Origin of the sequence: Salmonella sp. SAL4457 (assembly GCF_046548235.1) — a bacterium.
In the GTDB taxonomy this organism is placed as follows: Bacteria; Pseudomonadota; Gammaproteobacteria; order Enterobacterales; family Enterobacteriaceae; genus Salmonella; species Salmonella enterica.
This window is the reverse complement of sequence record NZ_JBGDZO010000105.1, coordinates 1-389: the sequence shown is the minus strand read 5'-3', so window position 1 is coordinate 389 and position 389 is coordinate 1. Positions and strand designations below refer to the sequence as shown.

General features: G+C 64.3%; 1 protein-coding gene. It reads left to right on the top strand.

Translation table 11 applies throughout. The annotated features are described in order from the left end of the window. A partial coding sequence (locus ACLJNW_RS23440) for an acyl-CoA dehydrogenase family protein (RefSeq protein WP_410961116.1) occupies positions 1-350 on the top strand: 350 nt, incomplete at its 5' end. Between the last annotated feature and the right edge of the window lie 39 nt (positions 351-389).

The following is a 389-nucleotide window of genomic DNA, read 5'->3' as shown; positions in this document are numbered from 1 at the left end:
ACGTGAAGGAGCGCCAGGCCTTCGGCCGGCCGGTGGCGCACTTCCAGAACACCCGCTTCAAGCTCGCCGAAATGCGTACCCAGATCGACGTGGCGCAGGTCTTCACCGACCGCTGCGTGATGGACCACAACCAGAAGAAGCTGTCCCCCGAGGTCGCCGCCGAAGCCAAGCTGTTCACCACCGAGCTGCTGGGCAAGGTGGTCGACGAAGGCGTGCAACTGCATGGCGGCTGGGGCTACATGTGGGAGTATCCGATCTGCAGGATGTACGCCAACGCCCGCATCCAGCGGATCTTCGCCGGTACCTCGGAGATCATGAAAGAGATCATCAGCCGCGGCATGAAGCTCTGACGCCACGGCCATGTCGCGCCGCGCGGCGGGTGGATAGGC